Source organism: Catenulispora pinistramenti, from assembly GCF_018274385.1.
Lineage (GTDB): Bacteria > Actinomycetota > Actinomycetes > Streptomycetales > Catenulisporaceae > Catenulispora > Catenulispora pinistramenti.
This window is the reverse complement of the sequence record NZ_JAAFYZ010000356.1, coordinates 1-6,893: the sequence shown is the minus strand read 5'-3', so window position 1 is coordinate 6,893 and position 6,893 is coordinate 1. Positions and strand designations below refer to the sequence as shown.

Below are 6,893 nucleotides of genomic sequence, written 5' to 3'. Positions count from 1 at the left end.
CGTGGCCTCCCGTTGATCCTTCAAGTCTCAGCAACTCGAATGATCACAGAACGTCACGGGCGCTTCGCTGCCATCAAGACCCTGATCCAGCGGGACGGTCGAACATCACGGCCAACTTAGATGAGCCCTCATGGGCTGGGTTGTTCGCTGGCGTTGTGGCCGGTCAATGCGAGTCCGGAACGCGGCCACGGGGAGTCTCCTCTACATAAGCTGTTCCAGGCAGAGCCGGTCGGCAGAGGGAAATACTCGCGTCTGAGCGCTAAGTCAGAGCGCGTGTGGAACAGTATTCGGGAGCGGTTGTGTAGTGCTAGGTCTGCATCCAGGCTGTCACAGGAAGCTTTTGCTTCGCGGCTTGGTGTGTCGGCGAGATCTTTGCGTGACTGGGAGAAGGGCTATGACCTCCCGGCCCTGGGGCGTTTGATTGCGTGGGCCCGACTGCTTGGCTTTCGTCTGATTGTGGTTGCTTCGGAAGGGGTGTTGGGGGATCCGGGTGAAAATGTTGTAGAGGGCGAGTCATATGAGAAGTCTGAGTTGAGGCGGCTGGTCGCGCCGTTGCGGATTAGGCGTAGGCAACGATCGCTGTCGCAGACCGATATGGGCCTGTTGTTGGGCGTGGACAGAGTGACGCTGGCGTCCTGGGAGAGGGCTTCGCATTCGCCGACTGTGGAGAACCTGCTTGCTTACGTCGGCCGTGTCCGGTGCCGTCTTGACCTTGAACCTATTGAGCCCTGAGGTCGCATGCCGAAGGGAGCGGGTTCGGCCGCGGGGCCTGGGGTTGGCCCCGCGGCCGGTTCCGCTGGTGCGCCAGGTCAGGGTGTTTTGAACAGGTAGGTGAGTAGGGCTGCGATGCCGTCGGTGTGCATGGTGTAGAGGGCGGTGGGGATGAGCCAGAGTAGCCATGCGCCGCTTGCGTAGCGTGCGAGGGTTGCGAGGGTGAGGCTGAGGTCTGAGGCGTCGGGGTCGGCGGAGCGGCGGGCGGTTCGCATTGCTGCCATGGCGGCGACGGCCGTGGTCCACAACTCGGCGTTGAAGATACCCAGACCCCACGTCCAGGCGTAGAGCGTGAGTCCGGTTGCGACGGCGGCGCGTGCGCGAAGGTAGCCCCCCGGTCCGGGCGGCGTTCGCCGGGTGGCGGATCCGGTGAGGTGTCGGATTTGGTCGACGCGGTAGCCGGGCCGTCCTATCTCGTGGTCGTCGCTGTGGTCGCCGTTCATGCGGATCAGCTCCCTGATTCTCGAACCTTGTACGCTACGCGCGGCCGGTGACAACGGAAAGCGGTTGTGACGTGGATGCTGCTGCGGGAGTCGGCCGCCACCGTGCCCCGGCTGGGAAGACGGCGGCGTGGTAGCTCAGGTGGCAGGTTCGGCCGGCGGGCGGCCTGGTCGCTGACGTGCGTTCTCTGCGGTCGTGCCGCCCGCCGGCCGGTTCTGCCTGGTGCGCCGAAAGTGTCCGATCGTCACGGGCTGTGCTGTGCCTCGGCTGCCTTTCGTGCTTCAGCGGGGTTTTCAGGCGGTGGCCGGGTCGGGGGCGACGGCGGGCGTCGCGCGGACCGGCCGGAGGCCGCATGCCGCGCGGGCGCCAAGCCGGAGTCACCGGCACGGCCACCGCCCCAGGTCGCGCATGCCTTGATTCATGTAAGGGAAAGTTCAGTCACGCCCTATGGGAGCCGGTGACGCTGGGCGCCTATCGGATGGGGTAGGCGAGTTGGACGCCTTCGGTGCTGGTGCGCTGGGTTTCGGCGTAGATGGTGCGGCGTTTGGCGGTGGCGACGCGGATGGTCTCGAAGATCGGGACGGCGTCTGACAGGTCAAGCGCTGAGCGCTCGTCCGGGTTGGGCATGCGGGCGCGGACGTATTCGGTCGTGGATGCCTTGCCGTGTCGTTTGATCTGCATCGCCAGGAGCGTCGCCGGGTCGGCATCGGGGTCGGGGGCGTAGCCGTCCGTGGCCTCGATGGGGATCAAGGTGCGGATCAGGATCTTGCGGCCGGTGCCGTCTTCGACGGCCGGGGCGTCGACGATGAACAGAGGTTCGTCCTCAGAGATGTTGAGGAGGGCGGCCAGGGAGGGGTCAGTCTTGCCCCGGTAGAGCATCGGCTCCCCGGTCGGGGTGAGCACAGGTGTCTCAGCGTCATGGGCGCGGTCGATGGTGGTGGCGGGCTGGTTGTAGCTGGAGGATACGAAACTGCCGATGCCGTTGCGGACGTGGATGAGGCCTTCGGCGCGTAGGGCGATGAGGGCCTGTCGCACGGTAGTAGCTGAGACGTCGTATTCGGTCTTCAGGGCTGCTTCGGAGGGGAGCATGTCTCCGGGTTGCCAGCGGCCGGTGGCGATGCCGTCGCGGATGGCGTTGGCGAGTTGCTTGTACAGCGCGTCTGCTTTGACGAGCTTGGCCATGTTCGTGGTCCCCAACCTGTGTCAGCCCTGTTCAGCGGGCTTCCGGCACTCTCGCCGGTCACGATTCTGTAACGGTCTCTGAAAACCGGTTCGCCCCGGTTTGTATGCATTCATCCGACGTCGCAGCGCTCTTACCTGCGTCAACGCCTGTCAGCTCTCACCTCTCATGATAGGGCACCCCGGCCTGGCGTCAACTCTCTGGGCTATACTGGTAGCACCTTTCCGGATAGGTGAGAGCCTATAGGTGAGGGGCTTCGGGCCTGGTGGCCGGAGCGGGTTGCGAGAGGTGAAGGGGAAACCTCGTGTCGTTGTTCAGGTTCATTCCGGTGGATGCGGCCCGGTTGGGCACGCCGGTGTGTCTGATCGGTCCGGAGCCGAAGACGGACTTCGAGACCGGCGAGATCAAGACCGATCGGGACGGAAACAAGCTGTGGGTTGTGGGGGTGTCGCTGCGTGAGCCGGGTACCCGGCGGGCGGTGGCGATCGACGTCACGACTGCGGAGGAGCCGCGCGGCGTGGTGGAGGGTTCGGCGGTCCGGCTGGTCGGGCTGGTCGCTTCCCAGTGGGAGCAGAACGACCGGACCGGTGTGGTCTGGCGGGCCGATCTGGTGCTGCCTCCGGAAGGCACGCCGGTTCCGGCGGCTGCCCCGGCGCGGGGCTCCAAGGGCGGTGATGCCTGATGGTGCGGCAGTGGTCAGAGGACGAATTCTCTCCGGTGGTGATGGAGCACCTGGAGTGGATCGGTGAGGTGGTCGAGGAGTTGACCGAGGCCGTGTGGCCGTGGCCGGAGGGGTCCGCCGATCAGTGGCGGGTGGCGTGTGTGGAAGTCGCGTCGCGAGCTTCGGAGATCGCTGTACGGGCCTTGCAAGTGGCGATGGTGCTGGAGTGGGAGCGGGCCTTGGGGCTGGAGGGGGACGCGGAGTGAGCTACATCTCAGGAAGCGAAGCGTTGGACACCACAGAGGTTGAGGCGCTGCTGACCCGGCTGTATCGGTCGGGTGTGCCGGATTCGGGGATGTCGGTGGGGCGTCGGGCGCGTCAGTGGTCGCAGATCGCGGCCATCACCGGGCAGGCGTCGGAGATCGCTTCGGCTCTGGCGCGTCGGCTGGCGTCGGAGGGTGACGGGGGACGGTGACTGTAGGTGAGTAGCAGTGCCCTGTTTTTGTGGGGTGTGCTGCTGGTGGCGGTGTCGGGGCTGTTCGCGGCCCCGGCACTGTCTAGGCGGTTCCCTCGCATGTGGTGGTGTGTGGTCGGGTTTCCGGTGCTGTGGCTGCGGATGCGGCGCACCTGGCGTCGGCTGGCGCGTGAGTGCGATCTGACGGTGATGCGTGGTTCGGGTTCGGCGCTGGTCGGTCGGCTGGCGGTGAAGGGCCGTGAGCTGGACGCGTTGGTGCCGCATCTGGTGGTGCGGCTGCCTCGTAAGGCGCGCCGGGTGTCGGCGACGGTGCGGCTGCTGGCTGGTCAAACCCCTGCGGAGTTCGTCAAGGCTGGTGAGGCGATGGCGCATGCGTGGCGGGTGCATGCGGTGCGGGTGACCTCGCGGGAGCGGGGCCGGGTGGATCTGCTGGTGTCGGCGACTGATCCGTTGATGGATCCGGAGGTGGCGCCGTCTTCGCTGGGTGCGTATCTGGCGCGGTTGAAGGCGGCGGCGGTAGCGCGTGGTGGCCTGTGGGGCCGGTTCGGCCAGGGGTCGAAGGCTGATGTTCCGGTGCTGCCAGAGGGTGCGTCTGTGCTGATGGTGCGGCTGGGGGTGCGTGAGGATGCGTGGCCGTGGGTGCTGGATATGGCGGCGGTGCCGCATTGGCTCATCACGGGTGCGACGGGTTCGGGCAAGTCGAATCTGATCAATGCGGTGGTGGTGGAGTTGGCGCCGCGTCCGGTGGCGCTGGTTGGTGTGGATTTGAAGGGAGGGCTTGAGCTGGCGCCGTATCGGCCCCGGTTGTCGGCGTTGGCGACCACACGGGCGGAAACGGTCGGGGTGTTGGACGGGTTGTGCAAGCTCCTGGATACGCGGATGGGTCAGTGTCGGGAGTGGGGTGTGCGGTCGATTTGGGACCTGCCCGCGTTGGTGCGGCCGGTGCCGGTGGTGGTGATCGTGGATGAGGTCGCGGAGCTGTACTTGGCGGTGGATAAGGCGGGCAAGGCTGAGGCGGCGCAATGTTCGGTGATGCTGATCCGTCTGGCGCAGCTGGGCCGGGCGCTGGGGTTCCATCTGATCATCGCGGGTCAGCGTGTGAGCGCGGATCTGGGTGATGGGGTGACGGCGTTGCGGGCGCAGTTGGGCGGGCGGATCTGTCACCGGGTGTCTGATCCGGGAACGGCGGTGATGACGCTCGGGGATCTGTACCCGGAGGCGGTGGATGCGGCGCAGGCGATCACGCCGGGTGAGAAGGGTGTGGCGATCACGACCGATGCCGAGGGGATGTGGCTTCGGGCGCGGGCGGTGTACACCACGTCGGCGGCGGTGGTCGAGACGGTGGAGCAGTTCGCGCATCTGCGGCCGTCGCTGCCGATGCTGGATCAGATGGCGGGGGGTGGATTGGGATGATCGCGGTTGCTCCGGCGGTGCTGTTCGGCGCGGTGGTGTGGCTTCAGCTTCGTAACCGGAGTCTGGGTGGGCTGGATGCGGCGCTGGTGTTTCTGTTCACGCTGTTTTTCGTGCAGACCTCGATCGGGCATGCGGTGTCGGATTGGGTCGGAACGCTGCTGCACACGCACGACGGTGGCGGGCATGTGGTGCCGCCGACCCCGCCGCTTCCTTCGGGAACCTCAGGTCAGGTGCATCAGCTCTAGGCGGGGTGCATGAAACACAAATCGAGGGCGGCCTGTGTCAGGTGCGGGCCGTCCTTGGTCGTGCCTGCCCTGATGACGGGGTGCGGTGCAGGGGGCGGGTTCGGCCGGCGGGCGGCCCTCCCGCGGAAGTGATCATGCGTGGGGTCGTGCCGCCCGCCGGCCGGTTCCGCCTGGTGAGGCAAAGACTGTGTCTGTCCAAGACGGAAGGGGACTGCTGGATGGTGGAGGAGTCGGGGCTGGATGCGCAGTTGGTGTATGCGGCGGGGATGCCGGATTTCCGGGGCTGGTTGGCGCGGGTTGAGCGGATCGGCGGGTGTGCGTCCCCGGTGAAGTTGGCGGGGCATTCGGTGACGCGGGATGCGGCGACTGGTGAGGTGCTGCATGTGTTCTCCTCGGCGGATCTGCCGGGTGGGCGGTTGATGATTGCGTGTGGGAATCGGCGGGCGTCGCGGTGTGAGGCCTGCGCGTATGTCCATGCGGTGGACACGTACGTGCTGGTGGTTACTGGGCTGGCCGGGGGCAAGGGGGTGGCTGAGTCGGTGGCTGAGCATCCCAGGGTGTTTGTGACGTTGACGGCGCCGTCGTTCGGTGCGGTGCATCGTGTCACCACCGGGGTCCCATGCCGCCCGGCGCAGGTATCAAAGTCCTGTGAGCATGGCGTGTCGCGCGGCTGTGGGGGTCAGCATGGCAAGGCTGATTTGTTGGTGGGCACGCCGCTGTGCCCGCGCTGCTATGACTACACGCATGCGGTGTTGTGGAACGCGCATGCCTCGGGGCTGTGGGATGACTTCGTCAAGCGGTTGCGGTTTCGTCTGGCCTCGGTGTCAGGGGTGAAGCGCTCGGAGCTGCGTGAGCATGTGCGGGTGTCGTATGCGAAGGTCGCGGAGTTTCAGCGGCGCGGAGCGGTCCATCTGCATGTGGTGATCCGGCTGGACGGGCCGGACGGGCCGGGTTCGGAGCCTCCGGGGTGGGCTGATGGCGTCCTGTTGGCCGATGCGGTGCGGCATGCGGCGGGTGCGGCGCTGTTGTCTACGACGCGTCCGGACGGTGCTGGGCTGGCGCTGCGGTTCGGGTCGCAGGTGGATATCGCGCCGATCCGGGCTTTCGCCGCTGGGGAGGAGTTGAGTGCGTCTGGGGTGGCGCGGTATGTGGCTAAGTATGTGACCAAGGGCGATATCCCCGGCCTGGTACTGGATCGCGCCGTGCGTTCACGCGGCCATATTGAGGCGGCGGGGCTGACCGGGCACGGTCGGGCGTTGGCGCTGATGTGCTGGGATCTGGCCGAGTGGGAGCAGTACGGGCCGCTGCGGTTGCGGGCGTGGGCGCATCAGTTGGGGTGGCGCGGGAACGTGGCGACAAAGAGTCGGGTCTACTCGACCACGTATACGGCGTTGAACCGGGCACGGATCGAGCACCGCCGGTCGCAGGATGACCGGGTGCCGGATGGCGAGCGGGAAATGGTTACGGAGGGGTCTTGGGTGCTTGACGGGGTGGGGCATGACTCGCCGGGTGAGGTGATGTTCGCGGCGGGGATCGCGGAGGACAAGCGGCTCAATCGTGAGATCGCTCGGGAAGCCGGGGCGTACGCGAGCCGACCGGAAAAATAGCGGCGCGAAGCGCTCCATTCACGTTCCCAACCGTTGCCGTGTCTGGGTCTTGTCGCCTGTCTTAGGTGACTACACGCGCTGCGGTCGCGGTGGGTGGAGG

At 66.6% G+C, this 6,893-nt stretch carries 9 protein-coding genes; 7 read left to right on the top strand and 2 right to left on the bottom strand.

The window, feature by feature from the left end; translation table 11 throughout:
* Positions 1-120 precede the first annotated feature (120 nt).
* Complete coding sequence (locus KGQ19_RS53220) at positions 121-732, top strand: helix-turn-helix domain-containing protein (protein WP_368862257.1); 612 nt, start codon at positions 121-123, stop codon at positions 730-732.
* Between the two features lie 77 nt (positions 733-809).
* Here the strand turns inward: KGQ19_RS53220 and KGQ19_RS46545 are convergent, their stop codons facing one another.
* A complete protein-coding gene (locus KGQ19_RS46545; RefSeq protein ID WP_212021697.1) occupies positions 810-1,214 on the bottom strand; it encodes a hypothetical protein in 405 nt (134 codons plus the stop codon).
* A gap of 469 nt (positions 1,215-1,683) precedes the next feature.
* A complete protein-coding gene (locus KGQ19_RS51520; protein ID WP_212021695.1) occupies positions 1,684-2,394 on the bottom strand; it encodes a GntR family transcriptional regulator in 711 nt (236 codons plus the stop codon).
* Between the two features lie 302 nt (positions 2,395-2,696).
* On the opposite strand from KGQ19_RS51520, the gene KGQ19_RS46535 reads away from it, so the two are divergent.
* The 6 genes from KGQ19_RS46535 to KGQ19_RS46510 all read left to right on the top strand — a co-directional run bounded on the left by KGQ19_RS46535 (position 2,697) and on the right by KGQ19_RS46510 (position 6,793).
* Positions 2,697-3,074 (top strand): SCO3933 family regulatory protein, encoded by a 378-nt coding sequence (locus KGQ19_RS46535; protein ID WP_212021693.1) that lies wholly within the window; start codon positions 2,697-2,699, stop codon positions 3,072-3,074.
* On the top strand, positions 3,074-3,319 hold the full coding sequence (locus KGQ19_RS46530) for a hypothetical protein (RefSeq protein WP_212021691.1): 246 nt from the start codon (positions 3,074-3,076) through the stop codon (positions 3,317-3,319). The genes KGQ19_RS46535 and KGQ19_RS46530 overlap by 1 nt, the downstream gene beginning before the upstream one ends.
* 23 nt (positions 3,320-3,342) lie before the next feature.
* Positions 3,343-3,528, top strand: a complete 186-nt coding sequence (locus KGQ19_RS46525; RefSeq protein ID WP_212021689.1) for a hypothetical protein — start codon at positions 3,343-3,345, stop codon at positions 3,526-3,528.
* Between the two features lie 6 nt (positions 3,529-3,534).
* A complete protein-coding gene (locus KGQ19_RS52425; protein ID WP_212021687.1) occupies positions 3,535-4,941 on the top strand; it encodes an FtsK/SpoIIIE domain-containing protein in 1,407 nt (468 codons plus the stop codon).
* Positions 4,938-5,186, top strand: a complete 249-nt coding sequence (locus KGQ19_RS46515; protein ID WP_212021685.1) for a hypothetical protein — start codon at positions 4,938-4,940, stop codon at positions 5,184-5,186. Before KGQ19_RS52425 ends, KGQ19_RS46515 begins: the two co-directional genes overlap by 4 nt.
* 218 nt (positions 5,187-5,404) lie before the next feature.
* Positions 5,405-6,793, top strand: coding sequence for a replication initiator (locus KGQ19_RS46510; RefSeq protein WP_212021684.1), 1,389 nt, complete (start codon positions 5,405-5,407; stop codon positions 6,791-6,793).
* Positions 6,794-6,893 lie beyond the last annotated feature (100 nt).

What these genes read in the sequence shown, in the direction of transcription:
- KGQ19_RS46530 (WP_212021691.1), top strand. Translation starts at nt 3,074, where the DNA reads ATGGTGCGGCAGTGGTCAGAGGACGAATTCTCTCCGGTGGTGATGGAG.
- KGQ19_RS51520 (WP_212021695.1), bottom strand. Translation starts at nt 2,394, where the DNA reads ATGGCCAAGCTCGTCAAAGCAGACGCGCTGTACAAGCAACTCGCCAAC.
- KGQ19_RS53220 (WP_368862257.1), top strand. Translation starts at nt 121, where the DNA reads ATGAGCCCTCATGGGCTGGGTTGTTCGCTGGCGTTGTGGCCGGTCAAT.
- KGQ19_RS46510 (WP_212021684.1), top strand. Translation starts at nt 5,405, where the DNA reads ATGGTGGAGGAGTCGGGGCTGGATGCGCAGTTGGTGTATGCGGCGGGG.
- KGQ19_RS46515 (WP_212021685.1), top strand. Translation starts at nt 4,938, where the DNA reads ATGATCGCGGTTGCTCCGGCGGTGCTGTTCGGCGCGGTGGTGTGGCTT.
- KGQ19_RS46545 (WP_212021697.1), bottom strand. Translation starts at nt 1,214, where the DNA reads ATGAACGGCGACCACAGCGACGACCACGAGATAGGACGGCCCGGCTAC.